General features: G+C 34.2%; 21 protein-coding genes. 11 read left to right on the forward strand and 10 right to left on the reverse strand.

Annotated elements, in window-relative coordinates:
* Positions 1-77: 77 nt before the first annotated feature.
* Positions 78-320, reverse strand: a complete 243-nt coding sequence (locus IEV72_RS08150; RefSeq protein ID WP_188458598.1) for a GlsB/YeaQ/YmgE family stress response membrane protein — start codon at positions 318-320, stop codon at positions 78-80.
* Positions 321-466: 146 nt separating this feature from the next.
* Here IEV72_RS08150 and lpdA point away from each other — a divergent pair, with 146 nt between their 5' ends.
* Both lpdA and IEV72_RS08160 read left to right on the forward strand, forming a co-directional pair.
* Positions 467-1,858 carry a dihydrolipoyl dehydrogenase gene (lpdA, locus tag IEV72_RS08155; RefSeq protein ID WP_188458599.1) on the forward strand — a complete coding sequence of 464 codons (1,392 nt, stop codon included), beginning with the start codon at positions 467-469 and terminating at the stop codon, positions 1,856-1,858.
* A gap of 167 nt (positions 1,859-2,025) precedes the next feature.
* The gene (locus tag IEV72_RS08160; protein WP_188458600.1) at positions 2,026-2,835 is read left to right on the forward strand and encodes a TrmH family RNA methyltransferase; all 810 of its coding nucleotides are present in this window, start codon (positions 2,026-2,028) and stop codon (positions 2,833-2,835) included.
* 92 nt (positions 2,836-2,927) lie between these two features.
* Here IEV72_RS08160 and IEV72_RS08165 read toward each other — a convergent pair whose 3' ends face one another.
* The 3 genes from IEV72_RS08165 to gldB are packed head-to-tail and all read right to left on the reverse strand — an operon-like array spanning position 2,928 to position 4,602.
* On the reverse strand, positions 2,928-3,299 hold the full coding sequence (locus IEV72_RS08165) for a GTPase (RefSeq protein ID WP_188458601.1): 372 nt from the start codon (positions 3,297-3,299) through the stop codon (positions 2,928-2,930).
* A complete protein-coding gene (gene gldC / locus IEV72_RS08170) occupies positions 3,299-3,634 on the reverse strand; it encodes a gliding motility protein GldC (RefSeq protein ID WP_188458602.1) in 336 nt (111 codons plus the stop codon). Before gldC ends, IEV72_RS08165 begins: the two co-directional genes overlap by 1 nt.
* Entirely contained in the window at positions 3,634-4,602 is a 969-nt protein-coding gene (gene gldB, locus IEV72_RS08175; RefSeq protein WP_188458603.1) for a gliding motility lipoprotein GldB, read from the reverse strand. Before gldB ends, gldC begins: the two co-directional genes overlap by 1 nt.
* 173 nt (positions 4,603-4,775) lie before the next feature.
* Here gldB and nadE point away from each other — a divergent pair, with 173 nt between their 5' ends.
* Positions 4,776-5,564, forward strand: coding sequence for an NAD(+) synthase (nadE, locus tag IEV72_RS08180; protein WP_188458604.1), 789 nt, complete (start codon positions 4,776-4,778; stop codon positions 5,562-5,564).
* Between the two features lie 504 nt (positions 5,565-6,068).
* On the opposite strand, the gene folK is transcribed toward nadE, so the two are convergent.
* Positions 6,069-7,193: a 2-amino-4-hydroxy-6-hydroxymethyldihydropteridine diphosphokinase gene (gene folK, locus IEV72_RS08185; RefSeq protein WP_188458605.1), complete on the reverse strand. Its 1,125-nt coding sequence runs from the start codon at positions 7,191-7,193 to the stop codon at positions 6,069-6,071.
* Positions 7,194-7,307: 114 nt separating this feature from the next.
* Here folK and IEV72_RS08190 point away from each other — a divergent pair, with 114 nt between their 5' ends.
* The 5 genes from IEV72_RS08190 to IEV72_RS08210 all read left to right on the forward strand — a co-directional run bounded on the left by IEV72_RS08190 (position 7,308) and on the right by IEV72_RS08210 (position 12,362).
* Positions 7,308-8,018 (forward strand): queuosine precursor transporter, encoded by a 711-nt coding sequence (locus IEV72_RS08190; protein ID WP_229731845.1) that lies wholly within the window; start codon positions 7,308-7,310, stop codon positions 8,016-8,018.
* A 10-nt stretch (positions 8,019-8,028) separates the two neighbouring features.
* The gene (gene pepT / locus IEV72_RS08195) at positions 8,029-9,276 is read left to right on the forward strand and encodes a peptidase T (protein ID WP_188458606.1); all 1,248 of its coding nucleotides are present in this window, start codon (positions 8,029-8,031) and stop codon (positions 9,274-9,276) included.
* A 38-nt stretch (positions 9,277-9,314) separates the two neighbouring features.
* Positions 9,315-10,577, forward strand: a complete 1,263-nt coding sequence (locus IEV72_RS08200; protein WP_188458607.1) for a DNA recombination protein RmuC — start codon at positions 9,315-9,317, stop codon at positions 10,575-10,577.
* A gap of 204 nt (positions 10,578-10,781) precedes the next feature.
* Positions 10,782-11,120, forward strand: coding sequence for a P-II family nitrogen regulator (locus tag IEV72_RS08205; RefSeq protein WP_188458608.1), 339 nt, complete (start codon positions 10,782-10,784; stop codon positions 11,118-11,120).
* 12 nt (positions 11,121-11,132) lie between these two features.
* Positions 11,133-12,362: an ammonium transporter gene (locus IEV72_RS08210; RefSeq protein WP_188458609.1), complete on the forward strand. Its 1,230-nt coding sequence runs from the start codon at positions 11,133-11,135 to the stop codon at positions 12,360-12,362.
* Here IEV72_RS08210 and IEV72_RS08215 read toward each other — a convergent pair.
* Entirely contained in the window at positions 12,359-13,096 is a 738-nt protein-coding gene (locus IEV72_RS08215; protein WP_188458610.1) for a DUF4294 domain-containing protein, read from the reverse strand. The genes IEV72_RS08210 and IEV72_RS08215 overlap by 4 nt on opposite strands.
* A 105-nt stretch (positions 13,097-13,201) precedes the next feature.
* Between IEV72_RS08215 and IEV72_RS08220 the strand changes: the two genes are divergently transcribed.
* Positions 13,202-14,272 (forward strand): M42 family metallopeptidase, encoded by a 1,071-nt coding sequence (locus tag IEV72_RS08220; RefSeq protein WP_188458611.1) that lies wholly within the window; start codon positions 13,202-13,204, stop codon positions 14,270-14,272.
* 504 nt (positions 14,273-14,776) lie between these two features.
* Here the strand turns inward: IEV72_RS08220 and IEV72_RS08225 are convergent.
* From IEV72_RS08225 to IEV72_RS08240, 4 genes are all read right to left on the reverse strand, one after another.
* Positions 14,777-15,748, reverse strand: a complete 972-nt coding sequence (locus tag IEV72_RS08225; protein WP_188458612.1) for a LuxE/PaaK family acyltransferase — start codon at positions 15,746-15,748, stop codon at positions 14,777-14,779.
* Positions 15,749-15,823: 75 nt separating this feature from the next.
* Positions 15,824-17,548, reverse strand: coding sequence for a T9SS type A sorting domain-containing protein (locus IEV72_RS08230; RefSeq protein ID WP_188458613.1), 1,725 nt, complete (start codon positions 17,546-17,548; stop codon positions 15,824-15,826).
* An 84-nt stretch (positions 17,549-17,632) separates the two neighbouring features.
* Entirely contained in the window at positions 17,633-20,440 is a 2,808-nt protein-coding gene (locus tag IEV72_RS08235) for a TonB-dependent receptor (RefSeq protein WP_188458614.1), read from the reverse strand.
* 146 nt (positions 20,441-20,586) lie between these two features.
* Complete coding sequence (locus tag IEV72_RS08240) at positions 20,587-21,888, reverse strand: beta-helix domain-containing protein (protein ID WP_188458615.1); 1,302 nt, start codon at positions 21,886-21,888, stop codon at positions 20,587-20,589.
* A 300-nt stretch (positions 21,889-22,188) separates the two neighbouring features.
* Here IEV72_RS08240 and IEV72_RS08245 point away from each other — a divergent pair, with 300 nt between their 5' ends.
* Together IEV72_RS08245 and IEV72_RS08250 are read left to right on the forward strand one after the other, a co-directional pair.
* The gene (locus IEV72_RS08245; protein WP_188458616.1) at positions 22,189-22,878 is read left to right on the forward strand and encodes a response regulator transcription factor; all 690 of its coding nucleotides are present in this window, start codon (positions 22,189-22,191) and stop codon (positions 22,876-22,878) included.
* Positions 22,868-23,938: a sensor histidine kinase gene (locus IEV72_RS08250; protein WP_188458617.1), complete on the forward strand. Its 1,071-nt coding sequence runs from the start codon at positions 22,868-22,870 to the stop codon at positions 23,936-23,938. Before IEV72_RS08245 ends, IEV72_RS08250 begins: the two co-directional genes overlap by 11 nt.
* Positions 23,939-23,956: the final 18 nt, after the last annotated feature.

Genomic DNA, 23,956 nt, shown 5'->3' on the forward strand with positions numbered 1-23,956 from the left:
ACTCTTTTGAATTTTTTGCGGAATATCAATCGAAATTTCAAGCTAAGTGGAATCTTTCAACTTAAAAATTAGGCAAACTACCTCTTAAACAAGCTTATAACAAAAAGAAAGATAACAGCACCGATGACACCAATAATGATATCTGATATTAAACCACTACCAAAGCTAATGCCTAACTCGCCGAAGATTAAGCTACCTACAACACCACCGATAATTCCAACAATCATGTTGATGATAAATCCAAATCCACCGCCTTTCATAAGTTTTCCTGCAATCCATCCGATTAAAGCGCCTACTAAAATTACATAAATAATTGACATAATAAATACATTTAAGGTTGATATACCATAAAGATAGTCAATTTTCTATTGCTATAATATTATATCCCAAAGTCACTATTAAAAAGTGGCTATTAATGGGATTATTCTTAATTTAGCATTTTTGTAAACGAGCTAAAAAATAAGTTATGAGCAAATACGATGTGATTGTTTTAGGAAGCGGCCCAGGTGGTTATGTTACTGCCATTAGAGCATCTCAATTAGGGATGAAAACCGCAGTAATTGAAAAAGAAAGCCTTGGTGGCGTATGTTTAAATTGGGGTTGTATTCCCACAAAAGCATTGCTAAAAAGTGCAAAAGTTTTCGATTTTTTAAAACACGCAGACGATTATGGCTTAAAAGTAGAAAAAGCCGATAAAGATTTTACAGCAGTTGTAAAACGCAGTAGAAACGTTGCCGATGGCATGAGCAAAGGCGTTCAATTTTTAATGAAAAAAAATAAAATTGACGTTATTGAAGGCCATGGAAAAATTAAAAAAGGGAAAAAAGTAAGCGTAGAAGATAGCAAAGGAAAAACTACCGATTACGAAGGAGAACACATTATTATTGCAACGGGTGCCCGCTCTAGAGAATTACCTTCTTTACCACAAGATGGCAAAAAAGTAATTGGTTACCGAAAAGCGATGACCCTAGAAAAGCAACCTGAATCTATGATTGTGGTTGGTTCTGGTGCAATTGGAGTAGAATTTGCTAGTTTTTATAATTCTATGGGAACAGATGTTACCATAGTTGAATTCCAACCCAATATCGTTCCTATTGAAGATGAAGAAATTTCTAAAGGATTCGAAAAAATCTACAAGAAAAAAGGCATTAAAATCATGACCAATTCTTCTGTAGAAAAAGTAGATACTTCAGGCAAAAAAGTAAAGGCGACGGTAAAAACCAAAAAAGGGGAAGAAATTTTAGAAGCCGATATTGTACTTTCTGCGGTTGGAATTAAAACCAACATCGAAAATATTGGTCTAGAAGAAGTAGGCATCAAAACCGATAAAGACAAAATCATAGTAAACGATTGGTACCAAACCAATGTACCAGGTTACTATGCCATTGGCGATGTAACGCATGGACCAGCTTTAGCGCACGTTGCTTCTGCCGAAGGGATTTTGTGTGTTGAAAAAATTGCAGGTATGAAAGTGGAAGCTTTAGACTACGGAAACATTCCGGGTTGTACGTATTCTAATCCAGAAATTGCCAGTGTAGGAATGACCGAAAAACAAGCTAAAGAAGCAGGTTACGAACTAAAAGTAGGTAAATTTCCTTTTTCAGCTTCTGGAAAAGCAAGTGCAGAAGGCAACAAAGATGGTTTTGTAAAAGTAATTTTTGATGCTAAATATGGCGAATGGCTAGGTTGCCACATGCTTGGTTCAGGTGTAACCGACATGATTGCCGAGGCCGTATTAGGCAGAAAATTAGAAACTACAGGTCATGAAGTTTTAAAAACCATTCACCCACACCCAACCATGAGTGAAGCCGTTATGGAAGCAGTAGCAGATGCGTACGATGAAGTAATTCATTTATAAAATATAAGTTAAACCAATTTTAAGCCGCTTCATTAGTTTACTTTTGAAGCGGTATTGCATTGTATTGATTTTCGTTTTAATTCTTACATTAAGGTTTCTTGTTGCGGATGTAGAGATTACAACTACAGAACTTAATTGCAAAGCTAAATTTCTAAAATTAGTACTACATGGAAAATCCCAATTACATATCGAGTTTACAAAATCCCAAATTGAAACGAATTTTGCAGTTGCAAGAAAAATCGCGTAACCGTAAAAAAGAAAGCGTCTTTGTAGTGGAAGGTAAACGAGAAATCGATTTGCTTATTAAAGCCAATTACAGAATTGAAGAACTTTTTTATTGTGAAGCATTTCATGAAGAAGATGATTTAAGTGAATTGCTTACTTTGGTTAAAGCCAACTATCCAATTAGCAAAGAAGCTTATCAAAAAATTGCTTACCGCGGAAGTACGGAAGGAATCATAGCCATTGTAAAATCGAAAAATCACAATTTAGATAAATTGGTGTTTACATCTAACAATCCCTTGATTTTAGTAGCAGAAGCTCCTGAAAAACCAGGGAATATTGGTGCCATTTTACGAACAGCAGATGCAGCGAATATAGATGCGGTAATTATTGCCAATCCGAAAACCGATTTGTATAATCCAAACATCATCCGTTCTAGTGTGGGTACGGTTTTTACCAATCAATTAGCCACAGCAAATTCAGCCGATGTGATTGCCTATTTAAAAGAAAATCAGTTTGAAATCTATTCGGCTATTTTACAAGATGCCGTTTCATACCTAACTCCGAATTACCAAACCAAGTGTGCCATTATAGTTGGAACAGAAGCAGATGGCTTGACTGATGAATGGCGCGAAGCTTCAACAGAAAACATCATCATCCCAATGCAAGGTAAAATTGATTCCATGAATGTTTCAGTAGCAACAGGAATTTTACTTTTTGAGGCGGTTAGGCAACGAAATAGGAATCAAAACTAAATCATAAAATTTACATTTTTATATCTCTCGCAAAGACTCCAAGTCGCAAAAGAAAATTCTATGCTACTCAAATTTTGGTTTAAACGTATTAGCTAACTTCCCCACCGTTTCTCAATTTCATCAATCAACGTATCTAAATCTTCAATTTGGTTCAATTTCTCTGCATTCATGAAAATATCCAAATCGTAATGGTCTTGAATTAAAATAATAGGATAAGTATATTGTTGAGCAAACTTCGATTTAAATTGCTTTTCATATTCATCTTTATGCAAGAAATCCATTGCAATACCTGATGCTTTCCTGAATTTTTTCCACTTTTTCTTCTCAGAAGTTAATCCGTAAGTGAGTGCACATAATTTGCAATCGTGAGTGCTCGGACTTAATAGTTTTTTAGCTGAATCCAGCAAAGTTTCCTTAGTATTGCTGTTTGCGTTATAAACAAATATAAGTTTTTTTAATGCCATTATTTCTTTTTTAAATCGAGCTTTTCAGCAAAATAATCACAGAAATCTTTCATGGTTTCGGTCATTTTCTCATCCTGAGTTGCTCGGTAATACGTATCGCTCATGGTGACTAAAGTTTGGTGGAAAAACTTTTTCATTTCATCCATGGGCATGTCTTTTGTCCACAAATCTATACGTAAAGTTTCTTGGTTTTCAGCATCCCAAAGCGAAAGCAAAACCGCTTTGGCTTCTTCATTTTCAACTCCACCATCTTGAGCTGACCAGCTTAATTTTTCTGGGATTTTATTTTCGTCTGTTTCAACAGTAATACTAATTTCTGATGTTTTTTTTGTCATTATTTTCCAGGTTTATAAGCAGATTGCTTAAATACATTTTCTTCTTTTAGTTTCAATAATTCTTCAAAATCTACATTGGGGTTTTTCTGCATAAAATCTTGTACAATTCGCAGACCAATGTACTGTCCTAATCTAGGTGGACTTTCAGAATCCAATTCCAAGTAAAATTTTGAATATGGTCCTAGATTTATAAACCGATCGTTCAGGTTTTGATCTGTGCTATAAAGCAAGTCTTTTTCTACAAAATATTCCCAAATTTGAGTTTCATTTCGTTGTGCCCAATCCAATTCTTCTGCGGTGTAATGCAGATGGAGATGTGGTTCTAAAAAAGGTGATAATTCCTGCATGATGTACCGGGTTTTCCCATAATAAATCATGGTAGCAAGGAAATCTCTACCTTGTTTTTTGTGGTTTACTTCACGAGCATAGGTTTCTGCAATGTCTGCCAACAAAAATTCTTTGTCTTGCAATTCTGCTACATAAGTATAAATTCCTTCGTAAAAACGATGTTCTTTCCCCAAGTAATTATCCAATGAAAGCAGCAAGTAATCATTTGCAAGAATCACCTTGTTTTTGTAATCTACTTCTTCCGCTAAAGTAACTACGGTGGGGATATTAAATTCAGGAAAATAATATTTTAGGTGTTTGTAGAACAATTCCATCTCTTGTTCTTGCTTTTCAAAATCAGGAAAAACCTTGAATACTTCTTCTTGTATTTCCATTTGTAAGGTGTCTTTCATTTTAGCAATCCAAATGCTATCGTGAAATTGTGTAGGAAATAAAAATGGATATTCGCTTTTCAATTTGGGTAAGTCCTTTGGCTTAGCTTCAGCAAAAGCACGATCAAAACGTTTGACTTCCAGATCAACATCAATTTGTTTAATCTCGTCTTTTACTTGATCATCTGCACAGGAGATAAAAAGTATAATGAAAAATATATTGAAATACTTCAAAAGTGGTTTAATCATATTGGCAAACTGATTTCTATTAAAAAACAAATTTAATTGAATTTTACTGTTCAGCCCTATATTCAACATTTTCTTATGAAGCGAAGCAAACTTTGGTTAAAAAAATCATTCTTATCAACTTCTAATTTCTGTAAGCTTAAGAAGTATTGTATTTTTAGGCAAAATTTTGAATAATGAAAACAGATTTGGTAGTAAAACACATTGTAAGTTGGTTGAAAGATTATGCGCAAAACAGCAAAACTCAAGGTTTTGTAATTGGTGTTTCTGGTGGGATTGATTCTGCCGTGACTTCTACTTTGTGCGCAAAAACCGGCTTACGAACGCTGTGCTTGGAAATGCCTATTCACCAAGACCCAAGTCAAGTTACGCGAGCGCAAAAGCATATTCAAGATTTAAAAAAACAGTTTGCAAACGTAAGCAGCCTAAAAGTTGACCTTACCCACATGTTTGAAGAATTTAAAGCTGCATTGCCAAAAGTACCCGAATCTGAACAAAAAAGTTTGAGTTTAGCCAACACACGCGCTAGATTTAGAATGTCAACTTTGTATTATTTTGCAGCTTTACACGGTTATTTAGTAGCAGGAACGGGAAACAAAGTAGAAGATTTTGGGGTTGGATTTTACACTAAATATGGCGATGGTGGTGTAGATTTAAGCCCTATTGCCGATTTAATGAAATCTGAAGTCTACGAAATTGCTGCCTATTTAGGAATTACGGAAGAAATTCAAAAAGCGGCTCCAACTGATGGACTTTTTGGCGATAGCCGAACCGATGAAGACCAACTCGGTGCTAGTTATGATGAATTGGAATGGGCGATGAAACAAGATGAAAATCCAATTAAAACTGATTTAGACGTTAGACAACATCAAGTTTTGGAAATCTATAGAAACCTAAATCGAAAAAATCAGCATAAAATGAATGCTATTCCAGTTTGTGAAATTCCTGATGTAATGCGGGATTAGTTGTAGACTATGTTAGATTGAATTCTTGATTACACTTTCTTAAATATTCATTTTACATAAAAAATACTTTCATTTTACATAAAATAAAAATACGTTATACATACCTTTTGTGCATTTTGAGTTAAGATATATAGCATAATGTCATACTGCTTGTTCAGTCAGACAGGTTTGAGCTTTGGGAAGTTCTGCAAATTTCATTTAATAAAAAGTGACATTTTTAGTACCGTTCTATCATCGAGCGTAGTCGAGATGTAAGTGGTTCTCGACTTCTCTCGAACTTGAAACAAAATATTAATAATCATTACTTTACATAACATTTCTTTGGTAGTGATTTTTGATAAAAAATATAACAGAAACCAATTCATATCGAAAAATTCTTATTCTCAAAACTTACGATACTTCAGAATCACTCATTTCAATCGCGAAATTCACTCGAATTGACAGAATTTTGTCAAAATGCACAACGGGTTATACATGAAAAATTAATTCTAAATCTTGAAACTTTTACTTTTTTGAAATAGCTTCAAGCAGATGCAAATAATCACTTCGGTTGGAAACAAAATCCTTGTCTGAAATATCAATGATTTTAATATTGATTTGCTGTTGACTTTTAATGAAGTTTAAATAACCACGGTTAATCTTTTCCAAATAATCCGGGGCGATGTTTTGCTCATAACTTCTACCGCGTTTTTTTATGTTTTCTAAAAGGCGTTCGGTATTTTGATACAAATACACATATAAATCAGGCTTTGGAAGCTCTTTATACATGATATCAAATACTTTTTTGTACAAACTATACTCGTCTTCTTGCAAAGTTACTTTGGCAAAAATCAATGATTTATACACATCATAATCGGCTACCACAAAATCTGAAAACAAATCGTACTGCGAAATATCATCTAACAACTGTTGATGCCGATCTGCCAAAAAAGACATTTCTAATGGAAAAGCATACCGATTTTGGTCTTCGTAAAATTTAGGTAAAAATGGATTGTCTTTAAAACGCTCGGTGATTAATTTGGCATTGTAATCTTCAGAAATCAGACTTGCTAAGCTGGTTTTTCCAGCACCAATATTACCTTCAATTGCAACATAAGTAGAATGAATTTCAGGTAATGTAGGGAGTTCTAATTCTGTTGATACAAGCTCAATCTTAGAATTGTCTTCAGAATTTTCAACCAAATGAGAGATACTTTTTGCTGAAAGTGGATGCTTCAATTGGGGCGCAATATCTTTTAAAGGATAAAGTACAAAATTGCGTTCTGCTAATTTAGGATGCGGAATTTGTAATGTAGAAGAATGATGTTCTTCTTCGCCATAAAAAATAATATCCAAGTCAATAATTCGGTTTTGATAACCAGCTTGCGGGATGCGAATTCTTCCTAATTCAATTTCAATTTCTAACAATTCATGAAGCAATTGTTCCGCTGAAAACCGAGTGCTTACTTCAATACAGGCATTCAAAAAATCTTCGCCTTCAAATCCCCAAGCTGGTGTTTTATATACTTTTGAAACAGCTTCAATTTTTCCTATGCGTTCAAAAATAAATAGTATAGCTTGGTTTAAGTTGTTTAATTTATCTCCTTGATTACTGCCTAAGGCAATGTATGTAATGGTGTTTGAATTCAATATTTTTAAGAATAATTTAGCGAATAACAATGTGAATTAAACGAGTAATACTTCTTAAAAACCCGCTCACACTTCTATATTTGTAAGCAAAGATAAAGCGCAACACTCAAAGAATTGAAAATTTCAGATAAAGATTTAGCCTTACGTATTTATATCATTTTAGCTGCCTTGTTTATAGCATCTTTGGTAACTGCAAATTTAATTTTTAAAAAATTTGTAAGTATTGATTTTTTTGGTTGGTATACCTTTAAGATTTCCGTTGGCGTTTTACCCTACCCTATTACTTTTCTCATCACTGATACCATTAGTGAAATTTACGGAAAACAAAAAGCAAAATGGGTGGTTACCGCAGGAATTTTTGCTTCTATTTTTACCTTACTGATTGTTTTAGTTGCTAATGCACTGCCAGCTTATGCAGATTCACCACTTGATGATGACCTGTTTAATGAAGCATTTGGCGCCACAGGTATAGCCGTCGGCGCATCGATGTTGGCTTATTTGTTAGCACAATACATCGACGTTTCTGTGTTTCATTTTTGGAAAAGACTTACCAAAGGAAAGCACTTATGGTTGCGAAATAACTTTAGTACTTTTACATCGCAATTGGTAGACACAGCAGCCGTAGTTGGTTTATTGTGCATTTTTGGCGAACTTGCTTGGAAAGATTTCTGGACTCTATTACTTAGTGGATTCTTGTTTAAATCTTTAGTTGCCTTGGCAGATACACCAATTTTATACGCAGTAGTTTATGCCTTCAAAAAACGGTTTAAACTGCAAGCCAACGAAGAAATTTCTTGGTATAGAGATGATTCAGAAAACACATAAAAATTTAAAAATGCAAATTGAAATTTCCAGAGATGAAGTCTTAGAAAGATTCATCAAATATATCAAAATTGATAGTCAAAGTGATGCAACTAGTAACACGACACCGAGTACCGAAAAACAATGGAACATGGTAAAGCTTCTTGAAGAAGACCTCAACCAAATTGGAATGCAAGATGTTCACCTGGATAAAAATGGGTATTTGATGGCTACTTTGCCTGCGACTACCCAAAAACAAGTTTCCTGTATTGGTTTTGTAGCACATTACGATACTTCGCCCGATTTTAATGCAACAGGAATCAACCCGCAAATTCATGAAAATTACGATGGAAAAGACATCGTGCTCAATGCTGAAAAAAACATTGTTTTGTCTCCCGATTATTTTGAAGACTTACAGCAATACAAAGGCCAAACCATTATTACAACCGATGGTACAACTTTGCTGAGCGCAGACGACAAAGCCGGTGTAACCGAAATTGTTTCTGCGATGAAATACCTCATCGAACATCCTGAAATTGAACATGGGAAAATTAGAATTTGCTTCACCCCAGATGAAGAAATTGGTCGTGGAGCACACAAATTTGATGTTGAAAAATTTGGAGCCAAATGGGCCTACACCATGGACGGAAGCGAAATTGGAGAGTTGGAATACGAAAACTTCAATGCCGCTGCTGCAGATATTTATTTTAAAGGAAAAATTGTGCATCCCGGTTATGCCAAAGGAAAAATGATCAATAGTATGTACTTAGCAAGCCAGTTTATTCAGGCTTTGCCAGCGGATGAAGTTCCTGAAAAAACCACAGGCAAAGAAGGCTTTTTTCATTTAAGTGATATCAAAGGCGAAGTGGAAGAAACACATCTGCATTACATTATTCGCGACCACGATAAAAAATTATTTGAAGCCAGAAAGCAAAAAGTGATAGATGAAGTGAAAAAAATGCAAGATGCACATGGAAAAGAAAATATTGTCTTGGAAATGAAAGACCAATACTACAACATGCGCGAAAAAATTGAACCCGTAATGCACATCATTGACATTGCAGAAAAAGCCATGCTTTCGTTGGACATCAAACCCAATTTTAAAGCCATTCGTGGTGGTACCGATGGTTCGCAGCTTAGCTATATGGGTTTGCCTTGCCCCAATATTTTTGCTGGCGGTCATAACTTTCACGGAAAATATGAGTATGTTCCATTAGAAAGCATGCTAAAAGCGACACAAGTTATTGTGAAGATTGCAGAAATTACGACGCAGGAAGTGTAATTTAATTGGCCTTTTTTTGAACTTAATATCAAGTAAATATGGAATACATAGGAATAGGAATGCTAGCTGTAGTTACCTTGATTTTAGGTTTTGTATTCGGGCAAAAAACCAAGCAAGGAAAACTGAACACCAAATTAGAAATGCTTGAAATTCAGTTGCAAAAAAAAGCTGATGAAAAAGAAAAAATTGGTCAACAATTGCAGGAAAGTGACTCGCAAAAAAACCAACTGCAACAAGATGTAGTTCGGAAGCAAAGCCAGAACGAGCATTTGCAAGAAAAACTAAATGAACAAAAAACAGATTTAGTTGAATTGGAAAAGCGATTTAAAACGGAATTTGAAAATTTAGCCCAGAAGATTCTTGATCAGAAAACGGAGAAATTTACGGAAGTGAATCAGAAGAATATCCATCAGATTCTGTCACCTTTACAGGAAAAAATAAAGGTTTTTGAAGAACAAATTTCGAAGAACAATGAAACCTTTATCAAGGAAAATTCAAAGTTAGAACAACAGTTGAAGCATTTGAGCGAACAAAACATTCGTATTTCGGAAGAAGCACAAAATCTAACTAAAGCGCTAAAAGGCGATAGCAAAATGCAAGGCAACTGGGGCGAAGTCATTTTGGAAAGAGTGCTAGAAAAATCGGGACTAACCAAAGGAATTGAATACGATGTGCAAGTAGCAAACAAGAATGAAAGTGGCAGAACACAACTCCCCGACGTGGTGGTTCATTTACCCGACCAACGCAAAATGATCATCGACTCCAAAGTGAGTTTAACTGCTTATGAACGCTATGTGACTTCTGAAGACAAAAAAGAAAAAGAACATGCTTTAAAAGCGCATTTAATCTCATTAAAAAATCACATTAAAGGATTAAAAGAGAAGAAATACGAAGATTTATATGGTGTAAAAAGTCCCGATTTTGTTTTGCTATTCATACCCATTGAACCGGCTTTGTTTTTAGCACAAAGCGAAGATGCCAATTTCTTTTACGATGCTTTTCAACAAAACATTTTATTGGTGAGCCCCACTACTCTACTTTCTACTTTGCGCACGGTTGAAATGATTTGGAAAACCGAAAAACAACAGCAAAACGCCTTAGAAATTGCCAAACACGCAGGAAATCTACACGACAAATTTGCCAGTTTAATTGAAGAATTAGAAACTTTAGGAAGCCGAATTGATTCCAGTAAAAACAAATACCAAGATGCCATGAAAAAATTAACGGGTCAACAAAACTTGGTAAAAGACATCAAAAAATTGAAGAAACTAGGTGTTCCGACTAAAAAAAACTTGGAATAGTCGTTGAAGTTTATTCAATTTAAAAATCACCCCTGTTTTTATTCTTCATAATTCAAATAAAACACTTCTCATTATTACATACCCTTAAATTATTGGGGTTACTTTTTATTTATTTCACAAAAATTAAGCATCACCCCTAAATAATTTGGACAGCTTCTTTGAATTTCACTACTTTTAAGCCCGAAATTAAAATCAGCTTAATTCATGAAAAAGATTGAAGCCATTATTCGGAAATCTAAATTCGATCAAGTCAAAAAAGACTTGCAAGAAATTGGAGTAAATTTTTTTAGTTATTGGGATGTGACTGGCGTGGGTAACGAAAAACATGGTCATGTGTACCGTGGCGTTTCGTATAGCACAAGTGATATACAACGCCGTCATTTAGTCATTGTCGTTTCAGACGATTTTGTAGACAAAACGGTGGATATGCTGCTCAATTCCGCAGCTACTGGAGATGTAGGTGATGGGAAAATTTTCATTTCTAACATCGAACAAGCTTACCGAATCCGCACCAAGGAAACAGGGAAAACTGCAATTAACTAAAAACATTCAAAAATGAATCAGGAACTATTTACGGCAAATAATGTTTGGATGATGGTCTGCACTGCTTTGGTATTTTTTATGCATTTGGGTTTTTCACTTTTAGAAATTGGGCTAACCCGGCAGAAAAACACCATCAATATACTTTTCAAAAACATTTTCATCATTTGTGCTGGCTTACTTTTATATTATGTGGTTGGTTTCAGTTTGATGTATCCAGGAACATTTAATGGATTTCTTGGCTTTTCAGGATTTGGCATCAGCTTACCTGAAAACGGCAATGAATTTACTTATGCTGATGGTGGTTACACCTATTTTACCGATTTTATCTTTCAAGGCATGTTTGCGGCAACAGCGGCTACCATTGTTTCTGGCGCAGTAGCTGAACGTATAAAATTAGACGCATTTATGTTGTTTAGTGTGTTGTACCTAGGATTAATTTACCCCATTGTTGGTTCTTGGAAATGGGGTGGCGGTTTTTTAGATGAACTCGGTTTCTACGATTTTGCTGGTTCTACTTTGGTGCATTCCGTTGGCGGTTGGGCAGCGCTTGTAGCCATTGTTCTTTTAGGTGCGAGAATAGGTAAATTCAGCGAAGGAAAATCGAAAGTAATTTTAGGGCACAATATTCCCTTGTCTACTGCGGGCGTATTTATATTGTGGTTGGGTTGGTTCGGTTTTAATGGCGGTTCCGTGCTTTCCGCAAGCCCAGCAGAAACTTCTTTGGTTCTCGTAACCACTAGTTTGGCTGCCGCTGCTGGAGGAATGAGCGCTTTTATATTTTCTAGATTATTGTATAAAAATTTAGACGTAAGTATGTTTTTAAACGGAATTTTAGGCGGTTTAGTAGGAATTACGGCAGGAGCAGATTTAATGTCTCCACTAGAAGCTATTGCCATTGGAGTTGTTTCAGGAATTGTAATCGTGCTCGCAGTAAGTTTAATCGATCGGTTACGTTTAGATGATCCTGTTGGAGCTGTTGCGGTTCATCTATTCTGCGGTATTTGGGGAACATTAGCAGTAGGAATTTTTGGTAGCATGGCCGGTTGGTCACAATTTCTGCATCAATTAACTGGAGTTGCTATTATTGGTGTTTTTTGTTGTGTAACTGCTTGGGTGTTTATCTTTTCGATTAAAAAAACTATCGGGATACGTGTTTCAAGTCGTGAAGAAGTAGAAGGACTTGATCAGCATGAACATGGCATGAGTGCGTATAACGATTTTAATACCACCAACGAATATTAATTTGCTTGAGGTGATGCTTTAGGTGTTTGTTTGAAAATGTGCACTTTATCTTTCCAAACAGAAGTTAACTCATAATAATCGATATGAATTGCAGGCTGTTGATCTTTTAATGTGCGTTTACTGAATTCGCGTTGCAGTATATCTTCAATTAAAAAATCTTCTCGCACTTCGTAAGGATTAAATTTTTCCTTCAATGAAATATTAAAAAGCTTTGCAGTAGTGTTGTACCAAAATGCCCTCCAGCCCGTTCGCAATTCTTTCACCAAATCAAAAGTAGTTTCGCCTGTTTGTCGGTGCATCAGTTTTACTAAAATTTGTCCTTCGGTTTTGGTCAATTTTTTAAGTTCATCTGTAAATTCTCCTTCAATGTAATTTTGAATCATTTTAGTATACCGCTTTCGTTTTCTCTTCGAATCAATTTTTAAAAGTCTTACATTTAAACTATCTAAACGGTTAGCAGCTAAAACTGCATAAGGCCAAACTCGTTTAGTTTTTCGCTTTAAAATTAAATATTCTCGTAAATCTTCTTTGTTTTGAAAGCTCAATTTCGGAAGTATTAAAACTTCATCTAAATACTCTGCATCTTCAAAAACAGAGTCGTTTACAAATTCATAAAACTCTAAATTTAAGCTGTCTTTTTGTTCAAGTTTAGCAATGGAATCATTTTCTTGTGAGGAAACGAAATTTATTCCTAACAAGAAAAAAAGGCTGTAATAAAGGCTATACTTTTTCATAAAAACATTCAAATGCTATATGCGTGCCAAAATTAGGTATTCATAAACATTTTAGTCTCAAAAGATTATTAAATTCGCAACTATTCAAAATTAAATTAAAACAACATGCAGAAAGATTCTTTAGCATTTTTAGAAAAATATTTAAACAATGCATCTCCAACAGGTTATGAATGGGAAGGTCAAAAATTGTGGATGGACTATTTAAAACCTTATGTAGATGAATTTATTACGGACACTTACGGAACAGCGGTAGGTGTAATTAATCCAGAAGCCAAATACAAAGTGGTAATTGAAGGCCATGCAGACGAGATTTCTTGGTACGTAAACTACATTACAGACGAGGGTTTAATTTATGTTATTCGAAATGGTGGTAGCGACCACATGATAGCGCCTTCTAAGCGAGTGAATATTCATACAGATAACGGAATTGTAAAAGGTGTTTTTGGTTGGCCAGCTATTCATACCCGAAAAGGCGACAAAGAAGAAACTCCGAAATTAGACAATATTTGTATTGATGTAGGTTGTACTTCTAAAGAAGAAGTTGAAAAACTTGGTGTTCATGTTGGATGTGTAATTACTTATCCAGACGAATTTTTTATTTTAAATGAAGACAAGTTTGTTTGCCGTGGTTTAGACAACCGTATGGGTGGATTTATGATTGCCGAAGTAGCACGTAAATTAAAAGAAAACAATATCCAACTTCCTTTTGGTTTATACATTACAAACTCTGTACAAGAAGAAATTGGATTACGTGGTGCAGAAATGATTACCCAACGTATACAACCTGATGTTGCTATTGTAACTGATGTTTGTCATGATACAACTACACCAATGATTAAAAAAGAAAAAGAAGGATTGACCAAAATGGGCGACGGTCCTGTAATTTCTTATGCACCTGCTGTGCAAAACAAACTTCGAGAATTGTTGATTAAAACTGCAAATGATTACAAAATTCCTTTTCAACGAATGGCCGCTAGTAGAATGACGGGGACAGATACTGATGCTTTTGCCTACAGCAATGGTGGTGTGGCTTCAGCACTAATTTCGCTTCCCTTACGCTATATGCATACCACTGTAGAAATGGTGCATAAAAATGACGTTAAAAATGTAATTGAATTAATTTACAATTCGCTTTTAGCCATGAAGGAAGGAGAAGATTTTAGTTACTTCAAATAATTACTACTTATCATAGAAGAAATAGAAACAGCTCTTTAGGAGCTGTTTTTTTTTGAGACAAAAAAAAACGCCTGCTCGGGAGAGCAGGCGAATTAACTAACCAATCTATTATGAAAAACTTCATCCACGGCAAATATATTACTTTTCTTTAATGCAGTGTAGAATTTATTCGAATTAACATTTTTTTATAGGCTCTTAAAATTAAAGTCAAAAAAAAAACCTGCTCACTATAAAAATGAGCAGGCAAATTAACTAACCAATCTATTATGAAAATTTCATATACAAATGTAGGCTATATTCTACAGTAAACAACAAAAAAAGCAAAAAATAATTATTTCATTTATTAAGTTGATTATCAAATAATTATTTTTTAGATCTATTCAATATGTTAGCAAATTGAAACTTTGAAAGTAAAAATTGAAACGATAAACGGACTATTTTAAGGTCGATTCGAAATTTTGTGAAAATCATAGTTCTTGAAAAGAAGTAAATAAGGTTTGGTATTTAAAGTACCATTAAATTACACCCACGAACATCGCTATGATCAAATCTGCCTAAAATTTGATATTGATTATTTCCTATTTCTTTACCCAAATCTTGGGTTGCAATAAAAGCGATAGAGTTAACATTAGCTAAATCAATTACATTGATGCCACCTGTTTGATTTTGCTGAAGAATCTCTAAAGGATTGTCTGTATTTCTAATTAAGATTTTCATACTTGAGGGACAATTAAAAATTCCGTTGCCCTTTGAATAAGCTTGAGAGAGCAACTCCGTCATACCGTATTCACTATGAATATGCTCAACTCCAAAACCAGATTTCAATTGCTCATGTAATTCTTCCCGGATCATTTCTTTTCTTCTTCCTTTCATTCCACCGGTTTCCATGATAATAGTAGACTTTAACTGAAATTGAAATTGTTCTGAAAAATCTAATAAAGCAAAGCTTACACCTATCAATAAAATGTTTCGTTTGCCATCGTACTTTTCAATGGTGTTTTTAAGCAATTCAAAATCATCTAAAAAAAAGCCACTTTCTGCATATTTACTTTTTTTAATAAAATGGTTTACCATGTAAATTAGCGAAGACCCGTTTCGCTCTAAATAAGATGGTAAAAGACCTAGAACCAAATAATCTTCCACATCACCATAAAATTGATGAAAAGCCTTAAGGTAACTATTTTCATAGATTGATAAATCTGTTACATGATGTTTGCTGGTTTGATCTCCTGTTGTCCCACTACTAGTAAAAATGGCTTCAATTGAACTAGAATCACTCAAAATAGTGTGTGTTTTAAAGAATTCAATAGGCAAAAACGGGATAGCTTCTAATTCATTAATGTTAGTTGGATTCTTGTTTAACAGCTTACAAAACTGTTGATAAACTAGATTATTTTCATATTGAAAAGCGAATAACCTTAGTGCTTCTTCTGTGAAGTTTTTAGGACTTAATGAAAAGTGTTTGGGCTTATTCATAATGCTTCAAAAATACATATAGACAAAAAGGCATCGCAAAATGCGACGCCCTTTTTATAAGAAAAAATGTTCGGTTTATTGAACGATTAATTTTTTAGTGAAGCTTCCTTTTCCTTCACCAAATTGTACCATATAAATTCCTGATTGTAAGTTAGAAATATCTAAAGGAGTATCTCCTGATATTTCTGCGTCCATAAGCTTACGACCCAATACGTTATAAATTCCTACTTGAAAAGTTTCTCCTATTGGAGACTTGAAGTTAACTTTTCCTGATGCTGGATTTGGGAAAATAGCAAATTCTGATTTATCGAAGTTAGCAATGCTTAAAGTTACATCGATGTCTGCAGAAAATCTTGAAAATATTTGTGGATCTCCATTAAATTCGCTTGCTACACCAACTACACCAGCTAATTCTCCTTGTGGAATTACTGTTCCAATATAGTCTACATTAAAAAACTCTGTACGAGATGTAATTGTATTTGTGCCGTCTGATAAATCGTAATTTTGTCCGTTTTCAAAAGTAAGTGTACCATCTGCATTTGGGAAAGACACGTTTTGAAATCCAACTAAAATAGACTCATAAGATTCATAATTGTTAATGAATTCGCTTAAAGATAAAATCTGAACAGATGGTTCGTTGTTCCCTGTTACCACACCATTATCTGCAGTAGGCAATAATTGAAGAACACCATTATTAAAGTTAGATTGTCCTGTTAAACCAGTAACTTGATCTCCAAAAGCATATACATCATTGTCAATAATGCCATCAAAATCAAAAATCATTAAACCAGGACCAGTTTCGTTCTGAAACCACTTTCTGTTTCTAAAATTATCTCCGTGAGAGAATGTTACTGGACCAGTAATTTCATAAAATCCACCATCTCCGTTAGCATCAACATCAGCACGTAAAGCAGCAATATCTGCAACTTGAGTTACGTCTGCAACACTAAAGTCAATACTAGCAGAAGCAGCTATGCTTTGTCCGTCAAGTAATTCAACTTCTACAGTATAGGATTCACCGTTTTGCGTAGTTAAATTAAAAGGAGAAGTAACACCTGTTGTAGTTGAGCCATTAACAGTGATATCAAACTGAGCGCCAGCTGGTTCGTTTTGAGCAGAAAAAGCTACATCTACACTGGTAGTCCCTGGATCTAAAACAGCGTTATTTGCTGGAGAAGTTATAAATACAGCAGGATCATTGCTTCCACCTTCAGGGGTATAAGTTGCTGTACCAATTATAGATTCGAAAGTTGCACCACCTTGACAAGTACCTTCACCGTCTAAAGCTCCGTTAAAGTAAGACCAATTTCCTGCAAAAAAGCCAAAATCTGGACCAGAACCGTCGTTGCGCTTGGCATACCCATCTTGGTATTCCCAAACTTCTCCAGTTCCATCGGTAGCTTCAGCACCATATTGATCTACAACAGTACTTGTTGCATCTTCAATGATTCTAACTCTATCGTCACCATTAAAGTTTACCGCACTTGAATTTGTTGAAAGTACATTTGTAGCACTTGGATATTCAGTTGCAAAAGATTCATCTTCTTTATGGATGTACACAAAATCATCAGTTACAACACCTAAATCTGTAAGGTTTAAAGTGTTTCCCCAAGTGTCGTTAGCATTGGTTTGAATTTCTAGTGAATAATTTGCAAAGTCAACAGTGCCATCTGCATAAATTTCAACTACTTTTGGATTTCCACCTGAGCAGTCTCCATCAGAAATCATAGTTAAAACAGGAGTTTGTCCTATTGCAAATACACTAATTAGTAAAGTTAGTAATAAGGTAATTTTTTTCATTTTGTTTAATTTTTAGTTGTTGCAAAAGTAATAAAATTTGAATTACTAGTATTGAATGAATTCTTTTATAACAATTACTTAAAGTTAAAATGTATAAGAGTATTTGAGCGAAATCTCTATTCCTGGACTATAGTTTGAAAACAAAGCATCTTCTGCATTAAAGGATTGGTAGAATGATTGCACCTCATCATTAAGTAAATTATCTACACCTAATGTGAAGGTTTGATTTTGATCTTCACCGAATTTTTTAGATGCATTAAAATTCAAACTATGAAAAGGATCTGAATATACGTCTGCTACTTGACCAATTCCTACAATTTGTAAAGTTTCGCCTTGTACATTATAGTAAAATCCAGCTTGTAGTCCCTTATCTGCATCATCATAAGTTAAGCCCGCGTTTACCAAGTAAGGCGATTGACCTTGAAGTTGTCTTTTGTTGTCAATATTCTCACCGACTCTTGCTGACATTTGTCGTGCTTCAAATTCGGCTTCGTTCATTTGTTGTTCAGATTGAATAATGGAAACATTGGTATTCAAGGATAATTTTTCTAGTGAAGAAGAAATAAACCCTAGGTTTTTTCTAAATTCAACTTCAACTCCAAATACTTGTGCTTCACCTAAATTTCTAGGCTGCACATCATTAATTGCCTCAATACCAAAAATAGCTAATTCAATAGGGTCTTTAAAATCTTTGTAAAAAACACTAAAGGCAAGTAAACCACCATCATCACCAAATAGTTCGTATCGGATATCAAAATTATTTACATAAGTTGGCTTTAAATCTAAATTTCCGTTGAAGGTAATGTTTGTTATTGGATCAAAAATTTGAGCAATAGAAGCTTCTTTAAAGGAAGGTCTTGCTGTAGAACGAGCATAGGATAACCTAAGATTAGTATTATCATTTAATGCATAAATTAAATTGGCTGATGGAAAAAAATCAGCTTCATCTAAAATATTTTCATTATCCAAATTAATATCTCCAATGGTGTTTTGTCCGGTATAAAACAAATCGTATTTTTCAAACCTTAGCCCTAAAATACTTTTTAATTTTTCGGATATTTTAAATTCTTCAGAAGCATAGGCAGCATAAACAGATGAGTAAGATTCAAAAAGATTGGCTGGCTCAAAAGTATTAAACACATATGTTCCACCTGAATTATTAGGTGTCCATAGATTTCCTCCAATTAATAACCTATTAGGATCACCATTAAAGCCTTCTGCAGGAGTGCCATCAATTCTTATCACGTATTGATTGATAGTAAAATCTCTTTGTTTGTAAACTTGTGCACCCCCAAATTTCAATTTGGCAGCATTATTAAATAAATTATGATTGTAATCAAAGTTTAATTTACTAGAAAAATTAGTTTCATCTAAATCTCTCCAAATACGCCTTGGTTCGCCGATACTTGGTCTGATAATAAATTGACCATCATCTACTTCAAATAAAGTAGAACGTACGTCTTTATCATCTACACTAGACAAGGCAGCATTAACTTTCCAGTCCATCAATAAATTACTTTCTTGGGAAAAGGAATGTTCACCAGAAAGGAGAACATTGGAAATAGAACTTTCTGTATACTCTAAATTTTCACTTACAAAAGTAGCTGCATTGGTTATAAAACTCTCTTGATCAAATTCACCAGCACGTTTTTCACCATTTTGAATACGCATAAAAATTAGCTTGTATTTAGAATAATCAGTTTTGTAAGTAAGGCCAGCTAAACCGCTTATTAAAGTGTTTTGTTTAGACAATCTTCCTTCTTGAAGACGGTTGGGAATCAATTCAAAATCATCTAATTCTTGTGGTTTGAAAAGGAAGTTTTGAGTAAAATCATTATAGTGTGTGACTTCACTTCGGTAAGCTAAAGAAGCATTATAGCCCAATTTGTTATCGCCTACATTAAATTGATTGGAAGTACTAAATCCGATATTAAAATTCATAAAACTCATGGATTCTTCACCAGCCATAGTTGGATTGAATTCTCTTGTAATATCTGTTGTTCTAGGATCATTTTGGTTAGGTTGTGGGGTGTTAACTCCCAAAGAAAAAGGGTCTGACCGTAATCCATCATCAAAACCTAAAAAATCTGTACCTGAACCATCTTCTTGAATAAAATCTCCGTTAAAATGCATAGATGGGTTGTAAGCCGACCCAAATGAAAAGTTATATTCTTCTCTAGATGAAAAATCTTTGGTAACAATGTCTACTGCACCACCTGTAAAATCTGCTGGCAAGTCGGCTGTAAGTGCTTTGTATACTATTACATTTTCTATCAAATTGGTTGGAAAAATATCAAGCTGTACGGTGTTCCGATCTGGGTTTAATCCAGGAATATCCATCCCGTTTAAAGTAGACTTAGTATAACGATCACCCAAACCTCTAACATATACAAATTTCCCACCTTGTAAGGAAACTCCGGGTACGGATTTTACGGCAGAAGCAATATTACTCGCACCTGTTTTTTTAACTCCTTCTAGAGATAAGCCATCGAATAAATTTACCGATTTTTTTTGAAGGTTTAATACAGAAGATTCTGTGTTTCTTCGTGCTGTAGTTGTGATAATAATTTCATCTAACTGACCTTCTGCTACATTTAAAACAACATCTACTATAACGTCTTTATTTGCTTCAACTTTAACATCAGTTATTTCTTTTGTTTGATAGCCCACAAAAGAAAAAAGTAATGTGTAAGTACCTGGCTCTAACTCTATGGAATACTTTCCATCAAAATCAGTGGTTACTCCTTTTCCTGTTCCTTTCACAACAACGTCTGCAAATGGTAAAACGTCATTTAATTCCCCATCATTAACAACGCCTGTAACAATTCCATTTTGAGCCCAAGTAGTTAAACTTATAAATACTAGTAAAATAGTTAATAATTGATTTTTCATATATTCTGTGAATTTTACTTCAAAATTTTAAAAAACAAGCTGCCTACCACATTGAAATGAAGTAAGCAGCTTGGCTGATTCAAACAACTAAATAATTTTCAATTACTATTGGTAATCTATATTTAGCTAATTTGTTTTGTTTAATATTACTCAACTGTGTTGTTCCACATTACAGTATTGTCATCTCCAACAGGATAAACAACTTGCCAGTTTTCAAAAGAAACATTACCATTTAAATAATTTTCTAGTGTATCTGCATCATCTAATTCAACATCAGATCCAGATCTAAAATTATAAACGTATACATTTTTAATTGTACACAAAGCTCCATCTCTAAGATCAGCATATTCTCTGTTTCCACTTACACCATCTACAACTGTAGAAGTATCACCTATTAAAGTTAATCCATCAATAGTAAATGCAGCTTGATAAGAACCGGCAGGACCATCAATTTCCATGGCGTGATCAGTAAGGTTTGTCGAAACAGACACAGCATTAGAAAGAGTTCCAGAGTAAGCCTCATCAAAGTCAAATTGATCATCAGAGCAACCCCATACAAATGCGTTTTGTACGTCAACAGTTCCTGCAAACCATTCTATACCATCATCTTTGTTAGCTACTACTTCAATATTTGAAATTTGAGTGCCACTACCAACTGCACCAAGGGTAATTCCGTTAATTTCGTTATCAGACCCGATGATTGCTCCACCATGTCTTAATGACAAGTAATTAATAACACCTGAGTTGTCAGCATCATCAGTACCACCATAGTCACCTGGCTCAGTTGCTGGCAAACCTTCAATTTGAATAGATACAGCATCTCCTGAAAAAGAACCTCTTGCATTACCTAATACTAATAAACCTCCCCATAAAGAATTGTCATTAACTCCAAGATTAGTTCCTGCGTTAGACCCTAATGTAATATTATCAAGCTCAGATGTCATGATGATAGGTTGCTGAGCAGTACCGTTAGCAAATATTTTTCCGCCTTGAGAAACAATAAGTGCAGAAGCATTCGAACCAGAAGATTGCTTACCTTTAATTAAAGTACCAGCTTCTATAGTTAATGAAGCTCCATCATTAACATACACTTTTCCGTCTAAAAGGTGCACACGATCGTTAGTCCAAGTTTCATCACTATCAATAAAACCTGAGTGAGTTTCGTCTGGTTGCGGGTTAGAAATAGTCCAACTTGGGTTATCATAATCTAATCCATCAATTGAGCTTGCGGCTTGACTTGCAGCATATGTCCAACCAAACACACTTAAATTTGCACCTGTGGTTTGTTGTCCTTGCTCTACGGATGTTGTCCACTCGTCAGCATCTTCTGAGAAATTAGTTTCTGTTCCTGGGCCTGTTCCAACGTTGTTGTCGTCATCACTATCACAGCTTGTGAATAGAAAGCCAAACATGGCTAATAGTAAAAAAGAATTAATTAAATTTTTCATGTTAAATGTTGTTATGTATTATTTCGGTGCAAATAAACAGCAGCATTTTTGTTTTAATGTAAACTCAAGTTTAAAGAATGATGCGCGTATGTTAAGCACGCTTAACATTGAGTAAAAATTCAACATAGATATTTGATTTTAAACAACTTAATGCGAAACACTCAAATAACTGTATTAATTTTATAACCTTATATTTACACTCTATTAACATTGGGAAATTACCGGTACAGACTAATAAAGTTTAATTAACTTTGAATACTGATTTAGCAACTAATTTTGCGAACAATTAAAAGAAGCAAGATGAAAAAAGAAAATACCAAAATACTTATAGTAGATGACGAGCCAGATATTCTTGAAATCCTATCTTACAACCTAAGTCATGTAGGTTACCAAGTATTTACAGCAAGTAATGGTTTAAAAGCAATTGAAAAAGCTAAAAAAGAAAAACCACATTTAATAATTTTAGATGTAATGATGCCAGAAATGGATGGCATTGAAGCTTGCGAGCAAATGCGGAAAATGGATGTGCTAAACGAAACCATCATTACCTTTTTAACAGCAAGAAGTGAAGATTATTCTCAAATAGCAGGATTTGATGCTGGAGCAGATGACTATATTACCAAACCCATTAAACCGAAAGTACTTATTAGTAAGGTAAAAGCTTTATTGAGAAGATTTAAAGAGAAAAATAAAAAAGAAGTTTACACTGTTGGAGATTTAACCATAGACAAACACGAGTACAAAATTATTATTAACGAAGAAGAGTTAAGTTTACCTCGAAAAGAATTCGAACTACTTGCACTGCTAACTTCAGACCCTAACAAAGTATTTAAACGGGATGAAATCTTACAACATGTTTGGGGAGAAGATGTAGTTGTTGGTGGCAGAACCATAGACGTTCACATTAGAAAATTGAGAGAAAAGTTAGGCAATCACTTCTTTAAAACTGTTAAAGGCGTAGGTTACAAATTTGTAAATAATGGGGACTAAACTCAAGAAGACGTATCGATTTGCGTTATTCACATCACTCTACATAACACTCATACTAAGCGTTTTAATCTTTATTTTTGAGTGGATTTTCTTTGAAATTAACTGGACGTCCATATTCTTTTTCATCTTGGTTTGCTTCGTAGTTTCTTTTTTTCTGATTCAAATCCGGGTTGAAATTTTCATCTACAGAAGAGTCAAATCTATTTACGATAGCGTTTCACTGTTAGATTCAGCATCGCTTAGCAAAAGTAAAATTACTACCGATATTGGTTCACTTAAATCTGAAGTTGAAAAATTTGCAAAAGACAAAAAGCTTGAAATTGAAACCTTGCAGGTTCGGGAAAATTACCGAAAAGAATTTATGGGAAATATTTCGCATGAACTGAAAACTCCTTTATTTACTGTACAAGGTTACATTCTTACGCTCTTAGATGGTGCTATAAAAGACAAAAAAGTGAGAAAGAAATATCTAAATCGCGCCAGCAAAGGTGTAGACCGATTGCTGTACATTGTAAAAGATTTAGATATGATAACCAAACTAGAAACTGGCGATTTAAATCTGCATCAAGACGACTTTGATATTATTGAAATGATTGACAATGTCTTTGAGTTACTCGAAATGAAATCGGCTAAAAAAGAAATTTCCATCAGCTTAGATAAAAACTATGAACGACCTGTTTTAGTTCATGGAGACAAAGAACGCATTCAACAAGTTTTAACCAATTTAATTGTCAATTCAATTAAATATGGAAAAAAGAAGGGCGAAACTTTGGTAAGTATTGAAGATGTAAATAAAGAACACCTAATTATAAAGGTAATTGATAATGGTATTGGTATTGAAAAAGAACACATTCCGAGACTTTTTGAACGATTTTTCAGAGTAGATAAATCTGGCTCTAGAAAAGAAGGTGGTTCAGGTTTAGGCTTATCTATCGTAAAGCACATTATTGAAGCACACCAAGAAAATTTAGCCGTAGAAAGTGAATTTGGAAAAGGAAGTACTTTTTCTTTCACCTTGAAAAAAGCAGATGATTTCAAACAACTAAATATTAAAAAATAAATATTTAGTTGTTTCGAT

The organism is Psychroflexus planctonicus, from assembly GCF_014640195.1.
Lineage (GTDB): Bacteria > Bacteroidota > Bacteroidia > Flavobacteriales > Flavobacteriaceae > Psychroflexus > Psychroflexus planctonicus.

Bases quoted from the DNA above. Each gene is read 5' to 3' on its own strand.
- IEV72_RS08150 (WP_188458598.1), bottom strand. From the start codon at position 320: ATGTCAATTATTTATGTAATTTTAGTAGGCGCTTTAATCGGATGGATT.
- lpdA (WP_188458599.1), top strand. From the start codon at position 467: ATGAGCAAATACGATGTGATTGTTTTAGGAAGCGGCCCAGGTGGTTAT.
- IEV72_RS08160 (WP_188458600.1), top strand. From the start codon at position 2,026: ATGGAAAATCCCAATTACATATCGAGTTTACAAAATCCCAAATTGAAA.
- IEV72_RS08165 (WP_188458601.1), bottom strand. From the start codon at position 3,299: ATGGCATTAAAAAAACTTATATTTGTTTATAACGCAAACAGCAATACT.
- gldC (WP_188458602.1), bottom strand. From the start codon at position 3,634: ATGACAAAAAAAACATCAGAAATTAGTATTACTGTTGAAACAGACGAA.
- gldB (WP_188458603.1), bottom strand. From the start codon at position 4,602: ATGATTAAACCACTTTTGAAGTATTTCAATATATTTTTCATTATACTT.
- nadE (WP_188458604.1), top strand. From the start codon at position 4,776: ATGAAAACAGATTTGGTAGTAAAACACATTGTAAGTTGGTTGAAAGAT.
- pepT (WP_188458606.1), top strand. From the start codon at position 8,029: ATGCAAATTGAAATTTCCAGAGATGAAGTCTTAGAAAGATTCATCAAA.
- IEV72_RS08200 (WP_188458607.1), top strand. From the start codon at position 9,315: ATGGAATACATAGGAATAGGAATGCTAGCTGTAGTTACCTTGATTTTA.
- IEV72_RS08205 (WP_188458608.1), top strand. From the start codon at position 10,782: ATGAAAAAGATTGAAGCCATTATTCGGAAATCTAAATTCGATCAAGTC.
- IEV72_RS08210 (WP_188458609.1), top strand. From the start codon at position 11,133: ATGAATCAGGAACTATTTACGGCAAATAATGTTTGGATGATGGTCTGC.
- IEV72_RS08215 (WP_188458610.1), bottom strand. From the start codon at position 13,096: ATGAAAAAGTATAGCCTTTATTACAGCCTTTTTTTCTTGTTAGGAATA.
- IEV72_RS08220 (WP_188458611.1), top strand. From the start codon at position 13,202: ATGCAGAAAGATTCTTTAGCATTTTTAGAAAAATATTTAAACAATGCA.
- IEV72_RS08225 (WP_188458612.1), bottom strand. From the start codon at position 15,748: ATGAATAAGCCCAAACACTTTTCATTAAGTCCTAAAAACTTCACAGAA.
- IEV72_RS08230 (WP_188458613.1), bottom strand. From the start codon at position 17,548: ATGAAAAAAATTACCTTATTACTAACTTTACTAATTAGTGTATTTGCA.
- IEV72_RS08235 (WP_188458614.1), bottom strand. From the start codon at position 20,440: ATGAAAAATCAATTATTAACTATTTTACTAGTATTTATAAGTTTAACT.
- IEV72_RS08240 (WP_188458615.1), bottom strand. From the start codon at position 21,888: ATGAAAAATTTAATTAATTCTTTTTTACTATTAGCCATGTTTGGCTTT.
- IEV72_RS08245 (WP_188458616.1), top strand. From the start codon at position 22,189: ATGAAAAAAGAAAATACCAAAATACTTATAGTAGATGACGAGCCAGAT.
- IEV72_RS08250 (WP_188458617.1), top strand. From the start codon at position 22,868: ATGGGGACTAAACTCAAGAAGACGTATCGATTTGCGTTATTCACATCA.